This is a genomic window from Corynebacterium sp. HMSC27B11 (genome assembly GCF_001815985.1).
GTDB lineage: Bacteria > Actinomycetota > Actinomycetes > Mycobacteriales > Mycobacteriaceae > Corynebacterium.
In genome coordinates this window covers 1-19,726 of the sequence record NZ_KV823550.1, presented here as the reverse complement: position 1 = coordinate 19,726, position 19,726 = coordinate 1, and the positions used below count along the sequence as shown (strand labels likewise).

14 protein-coding genes and 3 tRNA genes are annotated in these 19,726 nt (G+C 64.2%); 10 read left to right on the top strand and 7 right to left on the bottom strand.

All coding sequences use genetic code 11. The features are described 5' to 3' along the window. Position 1: 1 nt before the first annotated feature. From HMPREF3097_RS02980 to HMPREF3097_RS02970, 3 genes are all read right to left on the bottom strand, one after another. Positions 2-1,744 (bottom strand): DUF5129 domain-containing protein, encoded by a 1,743-nt coding sequence (locus tag HMPREF3097_RS02980; protein WP_210398519.1) that lies wholly within the window; start codon positions 1,742-1,744, stop codon positions 2-4. A 68-nt stretch (positions 1,745-1,812) separates the two neighbouring features. Further along, positions 1,813-3,288, bottom strand: a complete 1,476-nt coding sequence (locus HMPREF3097_RS02975; protein WP_246821229.1) for a DUF5129 domain-containing protein — start codon at positions 3,286-3,288, stop codon at positions 1,813-1,815. Between the two features lie 8 nt (positions 3,289-3,296). Further along, positions 3,297-4,064: a phosphatase PAP2 family protein gene (locus tag HMPREF3097_RS02970; protein ID WP_070760836.1), complete on the bottom strand. Its 768-nt coding sequence runs from the start codon at positions 4,062-4,064 to the stop codon at positions 3,297-3,299. Between the two features lie 661 nt (positions 4,065-4,725). Between HMPREF3097_RS02970 and serA the strand changes: the two genes are divergently transcribed. After that, complete coding sequence (gene serA / locus HMPREF3097_RS02965; protein ID WP_070760835.1) at positions 4,726-6,318, top strand: phosphoglycerate dehydrogenase; 1,593 nt, start codon at positions 4,726-4,728, stop codon at positions 6,316-6,318. Positions 6,319-6,513: 195 nt separating this feature from the next. Here serA and HMPREF3097_RS02960 read toward each other — a convergent pair whose 3' ends face one another. Continuing rightward, positions 6,514-8,028, bottom strand: coding sequence for an ABC transporter permease (locus HMPREF3097_RS02960; RefSeq protein WP_246821228.1), 1,515 nt, complete (start codon positions 8,026-8,028; stop codon positions 6,514-6,516). Positions 8,029-8,162: 134 nt separating this feature from the next. After that, a complete protein-coding gene (locus HMPREF3097_RS02955; protein WP_070760831.1) occupies positions 8,163-9,017 on the bottom strand; it encodes an ABC transporter ATP-binding protein in 855 nt (284 codons plus the stop codon). A gap of 139 nt (positions 9,018-9,156) precedes the next feature. On the opposite strand from HMPREF3097_RS02955, the gene HMPREF3097_RS02950 reads away from it, so the two are divergent. From HMPREF3097_RS02950 to HMPREF3097_RS02935, 4 genes are all read left to right on the top strand, one after another. Continuing rightward, positions 9,157-10,176, top strand: coding sequence for a 3-isopropylmalate dehydrogenase (locus HMPREF3097_RS02950; RefSeq protein WP_070760829.1), 1,020 nt, complete (start codon positions 9,157-9,159; stop codon positions 10,174-10,176). Between the two features lie 135 nt (positions 10,177-10,311). Next, positions 10,312-12,174: a DUF294 nucleotidyltransferase-like domain-containing protein gene (locus HMPREF3097_RS02945; RefSeq protein ID WP_070760827.1), complete on the top strand. Its 1,863-nt coding sequence runs from the start codon at positions 10,312-10,314 to the stop codon at positions 12,172-12,174. Between the two features lie 37 nt (positions 12,175-12,211). Continuing rightward, entirely contained in the window at positions 12,212-12,931 is a 720-nt protein-coding gene (locus HMPREF3097_RS02940; protein ID WP_070760825.1) for an exonuclease domain-containing protein, read from the top strand. 11 nt (positions 12,932-12,942) lie between these two features. Further along, positions 12,943-13,749 carry a fumarylacetoacetate hydrolase family protein gene (locus tag HMPREF3097_RS02935; protein WP_012360016.1) on the top strand — a complete coding sequence of 269 codons (807 nt, stop codon included), beginning with the start codon at positions 12,943-12,945 and terminating at the stop codon, positions 13,747-13,749. A 54-nt stretch (positions 13,750-13,803) separates the two neighbouring features. Here HMPREF3097_RS02935 and HMPREF3097_RS02930 read toward each other — a convergent pair whose 3' ends face one another. Then, positions 13,804-14,946 carry an isochorismate synthase gene (locus HMPREF3097_RS02930; protein ID WP_070760823.1) on the bottom strand — a complete coding sequence of 381 codons (1,143 nt, stop codon included), beginning with the start codon at positions 14,944-14,946 and terminating at the stop codon, positions 13,804-13,806. Positions 14,947-15,052: 106 nt separating this feature from the next. On the opposite strand from HMPREF3097_RS02930, the gene HMPREF3097_RS02925 reads away from it, so the two are divergent. The 4 genes from HMPREF3097_RS02925 to HMPREF3097_RS02910 all read left to right on the top strand — a co-directional run bounded on the left by HMPREF3097_RS02925 (position 15,053) and on the right by HMPREF3097_RS02910 (position 18,080). Next, positions 15,053-16,129: a CE1 family esterase gene (locus tag HMPREF3097_RS02925; RefSeq protein WP_070760821.1), complete on the top strand. Its 1,077-nt coding sequence runs from the start codon at positions 15,053-15,055 to the stop codon at positions 16,127-16,129. 151 nt (positions 16,130-16,280) lie between these two features. Beyond that, positions 16,281-17,780, top strand: a complete 1,500-nt coding sequence (gene gltX, locus HMPREF3097_RS02920; protein WP_070760819.1) for a glutamate--tRNA ligase — start codon at positions 16,281-16,283, stop codon at positions 17,778-17,780. Between the two features lie 117 nt (positions 17,781-17,897). Continuing rightward, a tRNA-Gln gene (locus tag HMPREF3097_RS02915) sits at positions 17,898-17,969 on the top strand. Positions 17,970-18,007: 38 nt separating this feature from the next. Continuing rightward, positions 18,008-18,080: transfer RNA gene (locus HMPREF3097_RS02910), tRNA-Glu, on the top strand. A gap of 177 nt (positions 18,081-18,257) precedes the next feature. Here the strand turns inward: HMPREF3097_RS02910 and HMPREF3097_RS02905 are convergent. Beyond that, positions 18,258-19,397 (bottom strand): YihY/virulence factor BrkB family protein, encoded by a 1,140-nt coding sequence (locus tag HMPREF3097_RS02905; RefSeq protein ID WP_070757841.1) that lies wholly within the window; start codon positions 19,395-19,397, stop codon positions 18,258-18,260. Between the two features lie 184 nt (positions 19,398-19,581). Here HMPREF3097_RS02905 and HMPREF3097_RS02900 point away from each other — a divergent pair. Continuing rightward, positions 19,582-19,657: transfer RNA gene (locus HMPREF3097_RS02900), tRNA-Glu, on the top strand. Positions 19,658-19,726 lie beyond the last annotated feature (69 nt).

Here is a 19,726-nt window from a genome sequence, read left to right as displayed (position 1 = left end):
GCTACCAGCTGGAGGAGCCGCCACCACCGGAGAAGCCACTGCTGAAGCTGGTACGCGTTGAACTGCGTCTAGCTCGCCTTCTCGCGGCCTTCTCCTGCTTCTTCCGAGTCTTCTCGTCGATGGTGGGATCTTTCTGCTCGCTGAGGCTGTTGGCTATCGTAATGAGAATGCCATCCCGGAAGCTTGTTTTTGCGAAGTCCGTGAAATTCGGTGTTGAAGTTCCACGGCTGCTGGAGGTCCCTGATTTTCGCATATCCGCACTGTGCCAGGCAGCCAGCAGGTAATACGGAACCCAATTTGAGTATGCAAAGCCCGGGCGCCAGTCGGCGTTGCCGAGTGCAGGAAGCTCCTCCCGATGAGCCTCGCGATCCAAGTGCTCCATGTCACGGGCCGTTAGGTCCAGTGCGTGCGCTTGGTCGCTAACGATGCGCGCGAACCGGTCCATGAAGTCCGGGGCATCCAATGCGTGCAGGAGAGGATCCACCTGTGCGTCGACGTTCTTAAGCTGGCGAATCGCCTCTGCATTGCGAACGGCGAACAGGGCCTCGGAAACGTCTCTCTTGATCGACCGAAGTTCCCTCTCGCGTTTGACCCGATCGCCGTTTTCGAGGTCGAACATCAGATTGATGTTTTCCTCGGCGTTGCTCATTGACTCGAGCGTTTCGTGAGCGTTGGCGATTTGCTTGTGTTTAGCGTAAAAATCGCTATCTTCGCTCGCCTGGGTGAGTCCTAATGCATCAATATGTTTGTCGATGCTCAAGAAGTCATCACGGATCGTGGTCCACTGTTCTCGCAGCTCCGCGTTCGCCAGCGGGGAGCACAGTGAGTGTGCCCGGATATCTAGCTCGTTGAGACGGTGAGCGAGCTCCGAGTACCGAGTGGAAAGCTCGCTAAACTGCTCTTTCGCGGTGGCTGTCAGCTGTTGTCTGCGACGTTGCCATGCTACGGCGCCCGCGCCCGCGGCTCCCACTCCTACAGCCCCCACTCCGATGGCGACATTGCGGTTTTCGCGGGCTTTTTCCTCAGCCAACAGTGGATCTAGTTCCGCCTTCTTTTCTTCCTCAGTCTGCTGAGCAGCCTCGTTTGCGAGCTCATCGAGTCTTCTCTCAAGTGAGTCGAAGAAAGAGTCGAGGCCGTAGGGATCGGAAACGCCCAGCTCCGGGTCTGCTGCGGCCTTGGCCCCTTCGACGAGGCCATTTGCGAAGTTCCCGCGGCGGAAGCTGTCCTTCATGGCCTCCAGGGAGGCGTCCAGGTGGGGGCCTTCGAAGATGTCCAGGTCTTGGCAGACGTCGTTGCCGCAGTAAACACCGTTGGTTCGGGTTTCAGTACCGACTCCCAGGAGCAGTGCGCCATTGGCCCAAGCTGCGCCTTTTCCAGTTCCATCGGGGACTAGTTCTGGCATGGAGTGGCCCGCCCAGTCGAGGGCGTCATCGTTGAAATTATCGCTGCTACCCGGGATGAGGACGTAGACGACCTTCTGAACGGAGGCAGGGAAATCGATATTTCCAGTCTGATCGATTAGTCCCTGCCGCGCGTTTTCGCTCAGCACCCCGGACTCGTCGGCGACGTGGATATCAATTTTGCTATGCGGTAGAGCCGGGGCTTCCTGGGCGTGGATGGTGGCGGGTATGACCGCTTGTTCCGCGGCGGCTACTCCGACGAAAAGCCACGGTGCGACACCGGCGCACGCGATACCCGTTAAGGCCAGGAGTGGCGCGGTAGTGCGCCAGCGAGAGTGGGTCATATTGCTAATTTTGCCACAAAAGGTTCTAATTCCCACCTCGGCTTCGGCAACCGTTTGCTCTGGCGCCGCTACCAGCTGGAGGAGCCGCCACCGCCGGAGAAGCCACTGCTGAAGCTGGTATTCGCAATGCCCCCGCTGCTGCTGGAGGAAGACTCGGCGGCCCGGGTATCCGCGCTGTGCCACGAGGCCAGCAGGTAGTAGGGAACCCAGTTCGAGTACACGTAACCGGGGCGCCAGTCGCGGTCGGTGAGGGAGGGGCGCTCGTCGCGGTGAGCCTCGCGGTCCAGGTGCTTCATGTCGCGGGAGGCCAGCTCCAGCGCGTGCGCCTGGTCGCTGACGATGCGGGCCAACCGGTCCATGAAGTCCGGGGCTTGCAGGTCTCGCATCAGCTCCTCGACTTGCGCCTCGACATTCTTAAGCTGGCGGATCGCCTCCCGGTTGCGCACCTCGAACAGGGCTTCGGAGAGGTCCTGCTTGATGGAACGCAGCTCTCGCTCGCGCTTGATCTGATCGCCGTTTTCCAGCTCGAACATCAGGTTGATGTTGTCTTCGGCATTGCTCATCGACTCGAGAGTTTCGTGCGCGTTCGCGATCTGCTTGTGCTTGGCGTAGAACTCCTTGTCATCGCTCGTGAGCGTCAGGTTTAGTGCCCCCACCCGGTTGTTGAGGCTCAAGAACTCGTCGCGGATCGTGGTCCACTGCGCACGCAGCTCGGCATTCGCCAGCGGGGAGCTCAGCGAATTGGCGCGGATATCCAGGGCGTCCAGGCGCTGCGAGAGCTCGGTGTAGTGGGTGGAAAGCTCGTAGAACTGCTGCTTCGCGGTGGCCGTCAGCTTCTTCTTGCGGCGCTGCCAGGCGGCCGCTCCCAGGCCCGCGGCGCCCACGCCCACCGCGCCGATGCCGAGCATGGCGTTGCGGTCCTCGCGAGCCTGTTCCTCGGCCAGGCGCGCACCCAGTTCCGTATCCGCGGCGACCTTGGCGCCCTCCACGAGCCCATTCGCGAAATTCCCGCGGCGGAAGCTGTCCTTCATGGCCTCCAGGGAGGCGTCCAGGTGGGGGCCTTCGAAGATATCCAGGTCCTGGCAGACGTCGTTGCCGCAGTACACACCGTTGGTTCGGGTGCTGGTGCCCACACCCAGGATCAGAGTACCGTTCTCCCATGTGGCGCCCTTGCCGGTGCCGTCGGGCACCAGCTCCGGCATGTTTCGGGCTGCCCAGTCGAGGACGTCGTCGTTGAAGTTATCGCTGCTGCCCGGGATGAGGACGTAGACGACCTTGTGGACGGAGTCGGGGAAATCGATCCTTGCGGTCTGGTCGATCATTCCCTGGCGCGCGGCGTCGCCCAGCACGCCGGAGTCGTCGGCGACCTGGACGTCCACCTTGGTGTGGGGCACGGCCGGTGCCGCCTGAGCCTGGACGATGCTGGGGGCCACCGGCTGCTCCCCAGCAGCAGTTCCGACGAGGAACCAGGGTGCTGCTCCGGCGCACGCGATGCCCATGAGGGCCAGGAGCGGAGCAGTGGGGCGACGTCGCGAGTGCATCATGGCACCAATCATGCCACAGGGCTCTGGTGGCCGCGGGGAGCCGAGCAGCCACGAGGAAGGAGGTGGAATGCCAGTTTTTCCCATAGCGTCCACACCAACGGTGCCAGGCTGAAGGAGAAAATAATGGCCCCGGCTGCGTCGCTGGGGAAGTGGACGCCACGGGCCATCACGGTGGTCACGATGAGTGCGATGGCAGCGCAGCCGACCACGGCGACCAGGCCGATTCCCTTCCATCCCACCGTCGAACGGGGCAGGCTCGAGTCGAGACCGCGATACGTCGCGATGAGGCAGACGGCAACCGTGACGGCGATGAACGTCGTGTGCCCGCTGGGAAAGCTCATATCGCTGGGCAGGCCCTGTGGCGGGTGCGTTAAAAAATCCCAGTCGGGCCGGGGCCTGCCGACCAGAGCCTTCGGGATGAAGACCAGCGCCCAGGTGCTGGCGATCGTCAACACACTGATCAGGGGCCGCAATAACCGGCGAGATATTAGACCGATTACCACCAGGCCGGCCAGCAGCACCAGCGGTAGGTTGCGGCCGAGGAGAGCTGCATAGATCGCGTCGAAAAATTGGCGTGTCGCGCCCGTGAAGTCACGATTCGCCGCCTGCGTCGCGGCCAGGTCGAAGGTGGAGTCCTGCAGGAACCACCCCATCACGGCGACGAGAACCATGCCCGCAGCGGCCAGCGCCGAGACCGGGCCGAGGCGCGGCGGGTGACAGAGCTGGCGGGGCGGTGGCTGCGGATCAGAGTGCGGGGTAGGGGTGGAGGCATTCACGGGGCATCATTCTTCGCAGAGCGGAAGGTACTCGCCACTTGCCCGCTGAGGAAGAGCTAACGGGGGTGCTAAAGAATTCTTAAAGATGCTGGCAGCGGGAGAATCTATAGAACACACAGGGGGTGGTGTGGGGAAAAGTTTCTCCCAATTACGCAAAAGGTAAAACGAATGCTCCCCAAATTTCCTAGGTTAGGTTTGTCAGCATGATGCACCGCTGCGGCGGGGCTCGGCTGGCGACCTTTCCGGCAAGCCCGATTCCTGGGTGTCCGCGGGGTTGCGGACCAGGGGTGGGGCTCAGATCAACTCACGTTGGTCGCCGCTGCAAGGGGGTGCAGTGAGGTCGACGTGAGTGGGCGAGAGTGAACAGCCGCGACATGGTTGGGCTGGTTACTGGAGCTCGTGCCTACTGGGTGAGGGGCAGATGATCTGGGCGAATCCAGGATTCGGGCTCGCCGGTGAAGGCACTGCCGGGGGTGGGGTTCCCAATAGATGCAAAACCACCGCCCAGCGGGGGGATTTTAAGGGTGGCCTACGACACACACGCCACCGCCAAGGGATATGATTGTGGGGTCATGCGCCATACACGGTCAGGCGTGGGCCCCCTCGGGTGACGCGGTCGTTTCACCCGCTGGGGAAGTGAAAATTTTTCAGGAGAATTCCCTTGAGCACCACCAACCGCCCGGTTGTACTAATCGCAGATAAGCTCTCTCAGTCCACCGTCGATGCACTCGGCGATTCCGTCGACGTCCGTTGGGTGGATGGCCCGAACCGGCCAGAACTCCTTGACGCCGTCGTCGATGCCGACGCCCTGCTCGTGCGCTCCGCCACCACGGTGGATAAGGAAGTGCTCGAGGCCGCCAAGAATCTGAAGATCGTCGGTCGCGCCGGCGTCGGGCTCGACAACGTGGACATCGAGACCGCGACCGAGCGCGGCGTCATGGTCGCCAACGCGCCGACCTCGAACATCCACTCCGCCTGCGAGCACGCCATCAGCCTGCTGCTGTCTACCGCCCGCCAGATCCCGGCAGCCGATAAGACCCTCCGCGACGGCGAGTGGAAGCGCTCTTCCTTCAAGGGCGTGGAGATCCTCGGCAAGACCGTCGGCATCGTGGGCTTCGGCCACATCGGTCAGCTGTTCGCTCAGCGCCTCGCCGCTTTCGAGACTGAGATCATCGCCTACGACCCCTACGCCAACCCGGCCCGCGCCGCGCAGCTCGGCGTGGAGCTCGTTGAGCTCGAGGAGCTCATGGGCCGCTCGGACTTCGTGACGATCCACCTGCCGAAGACCCCGGAGACCAGCGGCATGTTCGACGCTGACCTCCTGGCGAAGTCCAAGAAGGGTCAGATCATCATCAACGCTGCCCGCGGCGGCCTCGTCGACGAGCAGGCCCTCGCCGATGCCATCAAGTCCGGCCACATCCGTGGCGCGGGCTTCGACGTCTACGCCTCCGAGCCGTGCACGGATTCCCCGCTGTTTGAGCTCGACGAGGTCGTCGTCACCCCGCACCTGGGTGCATCCACCGTTGAGGCGCAGGACCGCGCTGGCACCGACGTCGCTGCCTCCGTCCTCAAGGCCCTGGCTGGCGACTTCGTCCCGGATGCGGTCAACGTCTCCGGTGGCAAGGTCTCCGAGGAGGTCGCCCTGTGGCTGAACCTGGCCACGAAGCTGGGCGCGGTTGCCGCCAAGCTCCTGGACGGTGCTCCGGCCTCCGTGGTCGTCACCGCCCGCGGCGAGCTCTCCAGCGAGTCCATCGACGCACTTGGCCTGGCTGCCCTGCGCGGCACCTTCTCCGGCGTGCTGGACGAGCAGGTCACCTTCGTTAACGCCCCGTCCATCGCTGAGCAGCGCGGCGTGGCTCTCGAGGTGAACTCCCAGGACGAGTCCGTCACCCACCGCAGCGTGCTGGAGGTCAAGGTCGTCGCCGCTGACGGCTCCTCGGCCACCGTCGTTGGTGCGCTGACCGGCCTGGAGCGCGTCGACAAGATCGTCCGCATCAACGACCGCGGCCTGGACCTGCGTGCCGAGGGCACCAACCTCTTCCTGGTCTACGCGGACCAGACCGGTGCGCTGGGCCGCATCGGCACCCTGCTGGGCCAGCAGGGCGTGAATATCGCTGCGGCGGCTCTGTCCCCGAATACCGAGGACGGCACCGCAACCCTCGTGCTGCGCATCGATCGTGTGCTGACCGAGGATGAGCTGGAGGCTGTTAACACGGAGCTCTCCGCCGAGAACGCCTTCCAGGTCGCCTTCTAAGAGGCACTCCTCACATCGCCTCCCGCCAACCGGCGGGCAGCGAACGGAGCCAAGGCTCTCTTCAGCAACCGCCCCCGGCGCAGGATTAATGTTCTGCGCCGGGGGCGGTTTGCCATGTGTTGGGCGGGGCCTGCAGGCTTAATCGGCTGGGCGCCGGACACGACGCTGCGGGCGAATGAACCAGGAAAGCCAAGGCTAAACCCAGTTTCGGACCTTCGCGAAGGCCTTGGGCCAACGCTGGGAGGTGTTCTTCACCGCCCAGCGGTAGCCGAAAAGCCCGATAGCTCCGCTGATCAGCACCTGCACCCCGATGCCAATGGCACTAAGCCGGGATGCATCTGCCCAGGAATCGGCGTCGTGGAGGTCGATGACCAGCAGCGCTGTTCCAGGAATGAGCGGCAGGAACAGCCCCAACAGGCCGACGATGGAAAGAATGAACGCGTTGCTGGACGTTCCGGAGCGGTTCTTCATCGGGCTCGTGCCCGGTGCGGCGCTGGGGAAGGGGAAGCGCAATGCGAAAGCGGGACTGAGCCCCAGAGACTGCACCAGGGAACACACGGCGAGCAGGCTGATACCCGCCCAGAGGGGGCGGAAGTTTTCGATGGCCCCAAGCCCGATCACGATGAGGAGGAAAATGGGGCCGATGGCCGTCAGCGAGGCCAACAGGCGGCCAGCGATGAGATCCTTCGGACGTACCCCTGAGACCATGTTCACCCAGTTGGAGGGACCATCCAGGCCGAAGTCATTGCCATTGACCATCAGCACGCCCTGGGCGACGATGAAGGGCGCGTACCACTGCACCCCGGTGCCCTGGAGCACGCCGAGAGCGAGAAGCATGGCGCCGATCAGAATAAACACCACGGCCTGATAGGAATAGCGCACATCGCGGCGCCAATACCGCAGCGTGCGGGAATAGACCGCGCCGCGCGGGCCAGCGGACGCCCAGCGCAGCATGACCCCACCGGTGTGCTTCGTGGCCTGATCAGAACTACTGCGGATCGGGTGGGTCAGCTCGAAGCGCAGGGCAGTGCGCCAGAGCCACAGGCAGCCAAGAATGGTCGCGGCGGCAATGAGGCCCTGGGCCACAGCCGCGCCGGCGTTGCCCGCGATGGCAGAGGCTGCGGCACCTGCCGCTGCGCCAAACGGCGTCCAGCTAAAGACCGTGCCCAATTCCAGCAGCTTATCCAGGTTTTGCACACCATTGGTGGTGAAATTCAGTCCCATGATGGCCACGAGAAAGAGGAAAGAGAAGGCGTAGCCCAGCCGCTCCGACCACACACGGCTGGCCATCGCCGAGCTGAGCGAGCCTAGGGCCTCGCCCAGGAGGACGGCGACGATGCCCTGCGCGAGGCAGGCAATGACCCAGAGCGCGGAGAGCAGACCCGCGCCGGATGCAGCACTCGCCTGGATTCCGGCCACGCCGAAGCCAGCCATGATCAGCGAGCAGATGAGGGATAGTAGGGCGCGGGATTGCAGGAACGCCGCGCAGGTCAGCCCGGGAAATAGTTGGCGCTCAGTGACCGGCAGTGTGGCAAACTTCTGCGGGGTCAAGTGGTTTTCCGGGCTGGGCCACACGAACACAATGAGGAGGTAGGCGAGGGCGCCGGCAGCCATGGTCAGCGGTAGCAGACGCACCTCATGTTCTTGCGTGAGCATCGCGTAGCTGAACGCGCCGAGCCCGATGGCACCGGCGATCCCAAAAACAGCCATGAAGATGGCGTTGAAAATGAGGACCCAATCTTTTTTGAAGCTCCGGCGCCACATTGTCAGATGGAGGCGGATCAGGTGCTTGGTCAGTGACTTTTTGGCACGCGCTGGGGCGGGTTGTTGGCTTGGGGCGAGGCTCACTGGGCGTCTCCCTGAGTGCCGAGCCAGCTGAAGGAACCCTGCGATAGGCTGCGACCGCCCACGAGGGAGACGAAGACCTCGTTGAGGGGTTGGCCCTGACGGACCTCGTCGATGGTGCCGGCGCGCAGCACCCGACCGTCGGCGATGATGGCCACGTGGTCGCACAGGCCTTCGACCAACTCCATGACGTGCGAACTCATGACGACGGTGCCGCCGGCCGCGACGTAGCGGCGCAGGATGTCCCGAATGACCTGCCCGGAGACCGGGTCGACGGCCTCGAATGGCTCGTCCAGGATCAGTACTTCTGGGCCGTGGAGCATGGCCCCGGCGAGCAGGATCTTCTTAGTCATGCCCGCGGAGAAGTCCACGATGTACCTACCCTCTGCGCCGGTGAGGTCCATCGCCTCCAGGAGCTCCTCGGTGCGCTGCTCGATGACCTGCGAGTCCATTCCGCGCAGGTGGCCCAAGTAGTCGAGGTATTCCCGGGCAGTGAGCCGGTCGAAGATGGGCAGCCCATCCGCCAACAGCCCGAAGCGCTGCTTCGCTGCCATGACCTGCTCGGCGGAGGCGTGATCCCACATCGGGATGCCACAGATCCAGGCGTTGCCACTGGTGGGCTCCAGCAGCCCGGTCGCGATGGTCAGTGCGGTGGTCTTTCCGGCACCGTTGGGTCCGACGACGCCGTACATGCTGCCTCGCGGGATGCGGAGGTTGAGATTATCGACGGCGCGGGTGTCGCCGAAGCTCTTGCTCAGTCCGCTCATAGTCAGGGCGGTGGAAGCCACCTCGTCGGTGTCGGGGCGGTCGGCGGAGCTGCCGGGGTAGGGGCGGATGCTATGGGCTTCACTCATGTTTTCAAGCTAACAAAGTGGCCCCGCGTGCCCTGGGGTGAGAGCGAATTTTCGCCACGGCCATAGAGATTCTTTTAGCTCTAAGCTGTGAGGTGATACACTCACAGTGTTCAAATAGTGAGATGAAGGGGTTCATTCTATGAAACTCGCGGTTATTGATGGTGACGGCATTGGCGTTGAGGTCACCGCAGAGGCCTTGAAGGTTCTCAAGGCGGTGCGTGATGACGTCGAGACCACGGAATACGACCTCGGCGCCCGGCGCTACCTGCGCAATGGCGAGACGCTGACCGACGCCGACCTGGAGAGCCTCAAGCAGCACGACGCGATCCTGCTGGGCGCGATCGGCGACCCACGCACCGTCCCGGCCGGCGTACTGGAGCGTGGCCTGCTGCTGCCGCTGCGCTTCAAGCTCGACCACGCGGTAAACCTGCGCCCCTCCAAGCTCTACCCGGGGGCGAGCTCCCCGCTGAAGAACCCCGGCGAGATCGACTTCGTGGTCGTCCGCGAGGGCACCGAGGGCCTCTACTGCGGAAACGGCGGCACCCTGCGCGAGGGCACCGACCACGAGGTTGCCAGCGAGGTCAGCCAGAACACCTGGTTCGGCGTCGAGCGCGTCGTCCGCGACGCCTTCCGCCGCGCCCAGGAGCGCCGCAAGAAGCTGACCTGGGTCCACAAGACCAACGTCCTCGTCAATGCCGGTGGCCTGTGGCAGCGCGCCATCGAGACCATTGGTGAGGAATTCCCGGACGTCGAGGTGGACTACAACCACATCGACGCCGCGACCATCTACATGGTCACCGACCCATCCCGCTACGACGTCATCGTCACCGATAACCTCTTCGGCGACATCCTGACCGACCTGGCGGGTGCGGTCACCGGCGGCATCGGCCTGGCCGCCTCGGGCAATATCGACCCGACCCACAAGAACCCCTCCATGTTCGAGCCGGTGCACGGCTCGGCCCCGGACATCGCCGGGCAGGGGATCGCCGACCCGTGCGCCGCGATCCTCTCCGTGGCCCTGATGCTGCGCCACCTGGGTGATGAGGCCAACGCCGAGAAGATCGAGAAGGCCGTGCTGGACGAGGCTGCTGGCCGGGATGGTTCCCCGATCCGCACCGCCGAAGTCGGCGACCGCATCGCCGCAGCGGTCCAGGCTTAGCCCTACGCTCGCTTCAGCGACACCTGCCCGGGTCTCATATCGTGGCCCGGGCTTTGTGCTGCCTCGCGCACGTCAGCGAGAAGCACTTCGGTGGTTTGGCACCCAAACCTAGGTCCGAATGGGTAGGTTGAGGCCATGAATGCGCCAGTCAGCGTCGAAGTCGAGGAGATCCGCAGCTTCCTCGCCGCCCACGAGCCCTTCTCCCGGCTTCCCGAACCCGCACTGAACGCCCTCGCCGCGGGAACCCAGATCGGCTACGCCCGCAAAGGCGAGGTCCTCATCCGCCACGGGGAGGTCAACGACGAGCTCGGCGTGATCCGCTCCGGGGCCGTGGACGTCATCGATGAGGACGGCATCCTCCTGGACCGCCGGGATATCGGCCAGACCTTCGGCTACTCCACGCTCGTTGCCGAGCCCGAATCCCACTATCAGATGGAGGCCGTGGAGGATAGCCTCATCATCTACATCTCGCGGGAGACCTTCGCCCCGCTCGCAGAAGAATTCGCCGACTTTTTGCGCTACTTTTCCAGCCTCTCCGAGCGCATCCGGCTCGCCGCGGAACAGACCCGCAGCAACACCAGCTCCGAGGTGCTGCGCACCCCGCTGGGGGCATTTGCCATCACCGACCCCGCCGCCACAAGCTCACAGACCACGCTGCGGGACGCCGCGATCAGCATGGGGGAGCACAACGTCAGCTCGCTGCTGGTCATCGACGACCGCGAGCTGCGCGGCATCATCACCGACCGCGACATGCGCCGCTCCGTCGCCGCGGACATCCGCGGTGACTCGCCGGTTTCCGAGGCCATGACCGCTAACCCCACTTCCCTGGGGTCGGACGCGCTCGTCTTCGAGGCCATGCTGCTCATGGCGGAGCGCGGGATCCACCACATCCCGGTCGTCGACGACGGCAAGGTTGCGGGCATCATCGCCGCGGCCGACATCATGCGCCTCATGCAGTCAGACCCGCTTTATCTTTCCGGCCAGCTCGCACGCCAGAGCACCCCAGAGGAGCTGGCCGAGACCTATCGCTCCGCCAAATCCGTGGCCATCCGCTTCTTGGAGCGCGGGGCCAGTTCTGAGGAGGCCCAGCGGCTGCTCACCGTGGCCACCGACGCGCTGACCAGGCGGCTTCTCACGCTCGCTGAGGAGGAGCTGGGCCCAGCCCCTGTGCCCTTCGCCTTCGCCGTGCTGGGCTCGCAGGGGCGCCGCGAGATGGGCACCGCCAGCGACCAGGACAACGCCCTGGTCATCTCCGATGAATACGAGCCCGAGAAGCACGGCGAGTACTTCCGGCGCCTTGGCGAGATGGTCTGCCAGGGTCTGGCCACCGCCGGGCAGCCGCTGTGCCCCGGCGACATGATGGCCTCCAACCCGCAGTGGCGGATGACGGTCAGCCAATGGCGGGCGACCTTCCACCACTGGATCACCGCCCCCGAACCCGATGCCCTGTTGCACGCGCAGACCTTCTTCGACATGCGGGCCGTCGGCGGCGGGGAGGAGATGGTCGATGAGATCCACGCCTATGCAACCGCTGCGGCCAACCAGGCACCCCGGCTGCACGCGCACCTCGCCGCGCTCGCGGTACGCCGGGAACCCCCGCTCGGGGTCTTTCGTGGCCTGATCCTGGGGCGACGCGGCGAGCACGCGCACACCCTGGACATCAAGAAGGGCGGGTTGGCCGCCGTCGTGCAGATCGCGCGCCTGCACGCGATTCTGAGCGGCAGCCACGAGCTCTCCACTCGGTCCCGGCTGGCCGCGGCGGCGGGGGATTCGCTGAGCCGATCGGCCGCGGCAGACCTCACCGATGCCTTCGATTTTCTGTCTTCCATCAGCCTTCACCACCAGGTGAATCAGGACGCGGCAGGGGAGGTGCCGGACTACCGGGTCGACCCGGGGGAGCTGAAGAAGATGGAACGGGAGCACCTGCGGGATGCCTTCCAGATCATCAAGAAGGCCCAATCGGGGCTCTCGGTGCGTTTCCCAGTGCGCAGCGTGTAACGCGAAGACGAGCGAGAGGATTATTAAAGGAGTAGCGATGGCGAAGTGGTGGCAGGCCCCCTGGCTGGGTACTTCCTGGCGTACCCGCAAGGCGACGGGCGCCCTGGCGGAGTACTACGACGTCCCCCGCGCCAAGGTGGACCAGCCCATCGGAGAGGCCCCACTGCTGGCCGTGGACGTCGAAACCACCGGCCTGGATCCAAAGAAGGACCTCATCCTCTCCATCGGTTGGGTGCCCATGACTGGCGGGCGTATCACCCCGGCCGAGGCGGACTACGCGGTGATCCACCACGAACCGGAGGCCCTGGAGCGCGTACCCGCCGGCATGGAATCGGCGAAGATCCATGGCATCACCCACACGGACATCGAGGCAGGGGAGCCGCTGCGCGACGTGTTGAGCAGGTTGCTGTTGGCGCTCCGGGGCCGGGCGATGGTCGTGCATTTTTCGCCCATCGAGACCCAGTTCCTAGGGCAAGCGTGCAGGCAACACTTCGGTTCGGGTCTCTCCGTCCCGGTCATCGACACCTTCGCCATCGAACGCCGGTACTTCGAGCGCATGGCGACCTACCCGCGCGGTGAGGATCTGCGGCTACCACGGGTGCGGGAACGCTACGGGCTACCGCACTACGGTTCCCACAACGCGCTCAGCGACGCGCTGGCCTGCGGGGAGCTGCTGCTCGCGATGCTGAAACACGAAAGAAATAATCTTTCGATAACAAGTACCCTAAGCGACATCATCGAGCGCACAGCCAGGTAGGGTTGGTACCTATGCGTATCGCCCGAATTGCTCACCCAGAAGGAATGACATTCGCGGTGCTTGAGGGTGGCCAGCCGGACGGCACCGGCGCCACCTGCCGCGAAATCGCTAATCACCCATTCGGCGAGCCGGAGTTCACCGGCAAGTCGTGGCCGATCGAGGAGGTTCGGCTGCTCGCGCCGATCCTTCCCAGCAAGATCGTTGCCGTGGGCCGCAACTATGCCGACCACGTCAAGGAGGTCTTCAAGCAGGGCGCGGAGCACCTCCCACCGACCATCTTCCTGAAGCCCCCGACAGCCGTCGTCGGCCCCGAAGCCCCGATCCGCATCCCGGAGTGGGCCACCCGTGTCGAGTTCGAGGGCGAGCTCGCCATCGTGATCGGACGACCGTGCAAGGACGTCAACCGTAACAACTGGAAGGACGTCGTCCTGGGCTTCACCATCGTCAACGACGTCAGCTCCCGCGACCTGCAGTTCGCTGACGGTCAGTGGTCCCGCGCGAAGGGCCTGGACAGCTTCTGCCCGCTCGGCCCATGGATCGAGACGAACGTCGACGGCATCGACATCGACAGCCTGCCCATCAAGGCACACCTGACCCACGACGGGAAGACCGAGACCAAGCAGGACTCGAACTCTAACCAGATGATCAAGGACATCCCGGAGATCGTCGAGTGGGTATCCTCCGCGTTCACCCTGCTGCCGGGCGATGTGATCTGCACCGGTTCGCCGGCCGGTACCGCGGAGATGGTGCCAGGCGACCGCATCGCGGTGGAAATCCCAGGCCTGGGAACGCTGGCGAACCCGGTTCAGGCGTACTAGAAGATACGGAGTCGGCGGCCTCGGGGGAGGTCCGCCACGCCGTGGGGGCGGGGGTTAGACGTTCCGCATGCTGGCGGGGACGTTGAGCGCCCGCAGCGCGGTTTGCAGCTTGGCGGTGGTTTCCTCCGCCTCCTCGTGGGGATCGGAGTCGGCGACGATCCCGCCGCCGGCCCACACGCGCGCAGAATCCCCCTCCACGCAGGCACAACGGATGGCGACCATCCACTCGCCGTCGCCGCTGGCATCACACCAGCCGACCGCGCCGGCATAGAACTCGCGGGGTTCCTCCACAGACTCAATAATCCCCACCGCCTCGTCGGTGGGGGTGCCACCGATCGCCGGGGTTGGGTGCAGCATCAGGGCCAGATCAAGGGCGGAGTATTCCGCGTCAGCCAGGGTGCCAACGATCGGGGTTCCCAGGTGAATCATCTCGGTGGTCTCGTGAATGAGGGGCTCGGCGGGGATATCGAGCTCCGAACACAGTGGCTCCAAGATCCTGCGGTAGTGCTCCACCACAAGAGCGTGCTCGACGAGGTTCTTCTCGCTGGAACGCAGCTCTTCGGCGGTCGCATCGTCGCGCTCTGCAATGCCCGTGCGCGGCGCTGAACCCGCGAGCGGGAAAGCTCGAACCGTCCTGCCCTTCCGGGAGACCAACATCTCGGGGGAGGAGCCCACGAACATCGACCCCTGGTCCTCCTTGCGCCCGGTCGCGGACAGGTCCACAGCGTAGCCGTCACGGTTGGCGGAAAGATCGATGAAGCGGGCGGCGACGAGCAGCGGGTCGATGGTGTCAGCGAAGTACACGTCCGCAACGCGGGCCAGAACCACCTTTTCCAGGCTGGTCCGGCGGATGGTCTGAATCGCCGCGGCGACCCGGGCCTGGTGTTCTTCCTTCGTGGTCGCGACGGTGACCTCGACCGCCTCGAGGGACTCGGCGGCCTCTCGTCCGCGGAAATATGCGGGCGGCTCGAGCGGGCCGTCGAAGGTGACGACCTTCTCCGGCTCCATGAGCGCGGCGCGGAAGCCAGTGTTGAAAGGAATCGCGCCGACCAGCAGCTCAGCGGTGCCCTCGCGCAGGGCCGTGCTGGCCTCGAAAGGGTCCGGGAACGTGGCCTTACGCCCTTGAGTCCGAATGCTGTGATGTGGTCGTGACAGCAAAAAGTCCGGAGCGGTCACCGGCCTTTTGTCTGAATCCATACCCGCCAGTCTACCGACCGCCCCCGCGGGCTCCTCGATGGCCACCTCAAGGGCCAATTTTCGGCGCAGCTAGGTTTCCTGAGGGGCCATAGAGTACATTTGCCGCATGAACTTTCTTCCCCACCTGTCTCAGCGCGCCGGTGAGCCCGCTGAGCAGCAGACCCGCCAGTCCGGAGAATCCCGCGGAATGATTCGCCGAGGCCTGACCGGAGCACTCGCCACAGCAGCAGCCCTCTCCCTCTCTTTCGTTCCGCAGGGATCCCCCGAAGCCCAGGCACAGTCCTCCATGGGAAGCCTCAGCTCTTCCGCGGGCGACCTGGAGGACCTCGCCGGCATCATCAACGGCATCGTCGGCGGCCTGCAAAATGGTAACGGAGGCGGGGCAGGCACCCCTCCGAGCAATAACGCCAACCTGGGCGAGCGGACCTTCACCGTCAACGGAAAGACCCGCAAGGCGATCGTCAAGATGCCGAAGTCCGGCCTGCGGAACAACCTGCCGGTCGTGTTCATGTTCGGCGGCTGGCAGCACGACGCGAAGTACGCCCGCAGCTACGCCGGCCTGGAAAACACCGCAGCCGGTGACTCGGCGATCATCGTGTACCCGGAGCCGGTGCGCAGCACCTTCAAGGGCGAGACTTACCCGGCGTGGGGTGGCGCCCCGTACGCCACCAACACCAGCCGCAGCGCCGATGTGGCCTTCGTCCGCCAGATCGTCAACACCCTGGTCCGCGAAGGCAAGGCAGACCGCAACCGCGTCTACGCCACCGGGCTGTCCAATGGCGGTGGCCTGGCCCTCGGCGTCGGTTGTGCCGCACCCGACCTGGTCAAGGGCGTTGTTGGTGTGTCCGGCGCCTACTACACCCCGGCGGTGAGCAACTGTGTGAATGCCTCGGTGCCGACCATGATCATCCACGGCACGGGCGATGACATCGTGAACTACAACGGCGGTTCCCGTCACGGTGCTAGCTACCTCTCCATCAACCAGGTGCACCGCCAGTTCGCTGCCCGGAACAAGTGTGACGTCTCTAAGGCTCCGAGTGCCGCCACGAACGGCAACATCACGACCTACCGCTACCGGGGCTGCGCCGTACCGACGATGGTGAAGAAGGTCGCAGGTGGCGAGCACACCTGGTACCCGAGCAACCCGGATGCAGCGCAGGAGTCCTGGAACTTCTTCAGGTAATCCATCTGCCATGCGCGGGACAATGACCCGTGCTCGCCCCCGGGTGGTGTCGCTATGCCACCCGGGGCTTTTTGTGTGTGAAAGGCGAGGGGCGAGTGCTCGCCCCGGCACTCGATCGTGCAGTGGGGTAGCGCGGGTAGGATAAGTGCCCATGAGTGAAGTTCGCGTACGTTTTTGTCCATCGCCCACCGGCACCCCGCACGTCGGCATGGTGCGCACCGCGCTGTTTAACTGGGCTTATGCTCGCCACACCGGCGGCAAGCTGATCTTCCGCATTGAGGATACGGATGCTCAGCGCGATACTGAGGAGTCCTACCAGGCCATCATCGACTCCTTGAAGTGGCTCGGCCTCGACTGGGACGAGGGGATCGAGACCGGCGGCCCGCACGAGCCCTACCGCCAGTCCCAGCGCATGGATATCTACGCCGAGGTCCTGGAAAAGCTGAAGGCCGCCGGCGAGGTCTACCCGGCGTACTCCACTCCGGAGGAGGTCGAGGAGCGCCACAAGGCCGCTGGTCGTGACCCGAAGCTGGGTTACGACAACTACGACCGCGACCTCACCGAGGAGCAGATCGCCGCGTTCGAGGCGGAGGGCCGCAAGCCGGTCTGGCGCCTGAAGATGGACCACGACCGCCGCTACACCTGGACCGACCTGGTCCGCGGCGAGATGGACGTCGACGGCAAGACGATGCCGGACTTCGTCGTCGCCCGCTCCAATGGGCAGCCGCTCTACACCCTCGTCAACCCGCTGGATGACGCGCTGATGGGGGTCACCCACGTGCTGCGTGGCGAGGACCTGCTGCCGTCGACCCCGCGCCAGATCGCGCTCTACGAGGCGCTGATCCGCATCGGCGTGGCCAAGGAGGTCCCCACCTTCGCGCACCTGCCGTTCGTCACGGGGGAGGGCAACCGCAAGCTGAGTAAGCGCGACCCGGAGTCGAACCTCTTCAACCACCGCGACGCCGGCGTGATCCCGGAGGGCATGCTCAACTACCTCTCGCTGCTCGGCTGGTCGCTGTCCGCCGACGAGGACATCTTCACGATGTCCCAGCTGATTGAGAACTTCGACATCGCCGATGTGAAGCCGAATCCGGCGCGGTTTGATCACAAGAAGATGGAGGCCATCAACGCCGACCACATCCGCATGCTGGATCTGGCGGACTTCACGCAGCGTCTGCGCACCTACCTGGAGGAATTCAAGGATTGGCCGGCGGACTACCCGGCGGAGAAGTTTGCCTTCGCCGCTGAGCTGGTGCAGACCCGCATCAAGGTGCTGAGTGACGCCGACGGCCTGCTGCGCTTCCTGCTGACCAAGGACGAGGACCTTGAGCTGGAGCCGAAGGCGGCGCGCAAGAACCTCAAGGAGGCCGCGAAGGAGCCACTGGCTGCGGCGATCGAGGAGCTCGAAGCCATCGCGGAGGAGGACTTCCGCACCGAGGCGATCGAGAAGGCCCTGTCCACCCGACTGATCGAGCAGATGGAGCTCAAGCCGCGCGTGGCCTACGGTGCGCTGCGCGTCTCGATCTGTGGTCAGGCCGTGTCCCCGCCGCTGTTCGAGTCCATGGAGCTGCTGGGCAAGGACTCCACGCTGGCCCGCCTGCGCGCCGGGCTGGAGCAGACTCCCTTCCAAGCTGAACAGCCTGCGAACTAAGGTTTAAAAATAGGCGACGACCTGCCAATTTGTGTGTGACGATGGCTTCTGGCTATAGTAGTCATCGTTGCACAGCGCAGGGCTCCTCAAGAAGGAGATGCTCGCAGTGTTAACGATTGGCCTATGGTGTAATTGGCAACACTACGGTTTCTGGTACCGTCATTCTAGGTTCGAGTCCTGGTAGGCCAGCAGCGAAGATTAACTTTAAGTTTCTCTCGCGTCCTAATGCCCCGTTCGTCTAGCGGCCTAGGACGCCGCCCTCTCACGGCGGTAACACGGGTTCAAATCCCGTACGGGGTACAAATCAACAGCCTCACCGGTTTTCCGGTGAGGCTGTTTTCTTTTCTGCGGAGTCCCCAAGCCTGATGGTCGCGGATAGGGACGAAGCCTCAGATGCAAGGAATAACCCTAGGGCGCTGAGGAGGGCGGTCAGAAGCGCGTCTCAGGCGGTGGGATGGAAAGAGTAAAAGCCGCCCGCTAGTCGTCCTCAGCGTTCCGTACGCGGCGCTGGAAGTTTACGGCTTGGGCCTGCAACGTTTCGGCGAGCTGCTTCTCACCATCCGCGGCACCCGAGGCTCGGGGCGGGGCGAGGATGAGCTCGGTGGAGTCGTAGCCCGCCGCGAGCTCCCGGGCACGCGCGAGCTCAGCGTCCAGCTGCAGGCCTAGCAGCAGCACGTTATTTGCCATGAAAAGGCAAAAGAAGCCGCCGATGATGCCGCCTAGCGCCCCGTACATGCCGATGTGCAGAAAGTTGTTGAGGTAAGTCCGAAAGCCCTCCCCGATCAGCGTGAGGACAACCAGCGCGCTCACAGAGCCCGCAGTGAACAGGCGGAAACGCCCTTGCCTGACGTTCGGGGCGACGTGATAGAGCAGCGCGATGAGCATCTGGGAGAGCCCGAAGATCACCGGCCACCGCAGCCACGTCCACAGCGGCAGGAAATAGTCGAGCATGAAGGTGCGCAGGCCAGCCAGTCCCAAGGGATCGGCGATGTGGGTGAAGAAGGGGGAGAGGAGCTCCTCGCGGAGGAAGAAACCCGCCGCGATCAACACAAGCCCCGCAACCAAAGCGATGGTCAAGCCCCACATCACGAGCCAGGTCCGTAGGATCGACCGGCCCTCCTCGCGGCCGTAGAGCGCGTTCGCGCTGCGGGAAAACGCGCGAACATAGGCCGAGGAGGAGAAGAGCGCGAAGAGGACGGCGAAGATCAGTGTGATCAGGGAGCGCTGCGTGGTGCCGATGATCGCCTCGATGATGTTCGACGCCTGAGCCGCGAAGTCTGCCGGGATGTTGCGGTTGATGAATTCGCCGGTCACGCCCAGCACCTGATCGCGATTCTGGTCGAGTACCAGCATCACGATCGCGTAGAAAGCCATGAGGGTGGGGATCGCGGTGAAGATGGAGTAGAAGCTCAGCGTCGCGCCCTTATCGGGAAGCCCACGGTAGAAAAACTCCGTGTACAGCCGCTTGGCGATCATGCCCCATGCCTTCGGGCCAGGAAAACGATGCTCGCTGGTGACCTCTGCTGAGTAACGATCCGGAGAAATCGCCTGTCGGTCCGTGCCACCGCCGGCCGGCATTACGAGCGAGTCGGGGGTGTCATTCTCGGAACGGGTCATTGGCATCCTTGGCGCATCGGCGACACTACTGCTTTCATGCTAACGCGAGAACTCCCTAAAACCCGGCATTGACCAGCGGATTAGGAGAGTTGAGGCAGTGGCCTGTAGGCTTTGTTCTCGATCACAGAGCTGGTTGCTGTTACATCGGTACGCCGGTAGAGAGCTAGTTTTGTGTGTCCTATGCGCCCCGTTCGTCTAGCGGCCTAGGACGCCGCCCTCTCACGGCGGTAACACGGGTTCAAATCCCGTACGGGGTACCAAGAAGAACCTCCCACCACTTGATTGTGGTGGGAGGTTTCGGGTTAAACGACAAAATGTGTGTCCGGTGT

Excerpts from the sequence above, each read along its gene's own strand:
- HMPREF3097_RS02905 (WP_070757841.1), bottom strand. The coding sequence starts at position 19,397 with ATGACCCGTTCCGAGAATGACACCCCCGACTCGCTCGTAATGCCGGCC.
- HMPREF3097_RS02935 (WP_012360016.1), top strand. The coding sequence starts at position 12,943 with ATGCGTATCGCCCGAATTGCTCACCCAGAAGGAATGACATTCGCGGTG.
- HMPREF3097_RS02980 (WP_210398519.1), bottom strand. The coding sequence starts at position 1,744 with ATGACCCACTCTCGCTGGCGCACTACCGCGCCACTCCTGGCCTTAACG.
- HMPREF3097_RS02930 (WP_070760823.1), bottom strand. The coding sequence starts at position 14,946 with ATGGATTCAGACAAAAGGCCGGTGACCGCTCCGGACTTTTTGCTGTCA.
- HMPREF3097_RS02945 (WP_070760827.1), top strand. The coding sequence starts at position 10,312 with ATGAATGCGCCAGTCAGCGTCGAAGTCGAGGAGATCCGCAGCTTCCTC.
- gltX (WP_070760819.1), top strand. The coding sequence starts at position 16,281 with ATGAGTGAAGTTCGCGTACGTTTTTGTCCATCGCCCACCGGCACCCCG.
- HMPREF3097_RS02925 (WP_070760821.1), top strand. The coding sequence starts at position 15,053 with ATGAACTTTCTTCCCCACCTGTCTCAGCGCGCCGGTGAGCCCGCTGAG.
- HMPREF3097_RS02960 (WP_246821228.1), bottom strand. The coding sequence starts at position 8,028 with ATGGCTGTTTTTGGGATCGCCGGTGCCATCGGGCTCGGCGCGTTCAGC.
- HMPREF3097_RS02975 (WP_246821229.1), bottom strand. The coding sequence starts at position 3,288 with ATGATGCACTCGCGACGTCGCCCCACTGCTCCGCTCCTGGCCCTCATG.
- HMPREF3097_RS02950 (WP_070760829.1), top strand. The coding sequence starts at position 9,157 with ATGAAACTCGCGGTTATTGATGGTGACGGCATTGGCGTTGAGGTCACC.
- HMPREF3097_RS02940 (WP_070760825.1), top strand. The coding sequence starts at position 12,212 with ATGGCGAAGTGGTGGCAGGCCCCCTGGCTGGGTACTTCCTGGCGTACC.
- HMPREF3097_RS02955 (WP_070760831.1), bottom strand. The coding sequence starts at position 9,017 with ATGAGTGAAGCCCATAGCATCCGCCCCTACCCCGGCAGCTCCGCCGAC.